The organism is Lactiplantibacillus xiangfangensis (assembly GCF_001438845.1).
GTDB classification, from domain to species: Bacteria; Bacillota; Bacilli; order Lactobacillales; family Lactobacillaceae; genus Lactiplantibacillus; species Lactiplantibacillus xiangfangensis.
This window is the reverse complement of the sequence record NZ_JQCL01000003.1, coordinates 1-350: the sequence shown is the minus strand read 5'-3', so window position 1 is coordinate 350 and position 350 is coordinate 1. Positions and strand designations below refer to the sequence as shown.

1 protein-coding gene is annotated in these 350 nt (G+C 40.6%); it reads right to left on the bottom strand.

Annotation, left to right across the window (positions count from 1 at the left end; translation table 11 throughout):
- A partial coding sequence (locus tag IV64_RS00245; RefSeq protein ID WP_476737441.1) for a site-specific integrase occupies nucleotides 1–332 on the bottom strand: 332 nt, incomplete at its 3' end.
- Nucleotides 333–350 lie beyond the last annotated feature (18 nt).

Below are 350 nucleotides of genomic sequence, written 5' to 3'. Positions count from 1 at the left end.
TGAATGGAAGGAAAGAGCCATTCAGAATCCAGCTGATGATCAAGTAGCCATTGACGGTACAATAAGAGCTCTGTTTGAACCGGTTTAAGGTACAAGGTATTAGGTTTACCAGTTTTTCGGTCGTGAATAAACGCATTTTGTTTAATAGAACCGTCCGGATTAAAAATATCGGCCTGTTTTAAGCGCATGACATCACTGACTCGCAGCAGTGTCGCTTTGCCAACTTGAAAAACTGTATAGTTACGCCGGCCAGCTTTAAAGTTGTTGAGTAAGGTATCTTGAACCTCTTTGAGCACGTTTGAATCTTTGATGGGTAAGACAACTTGTTGCATAGTTTTAGCTCCTTAAAA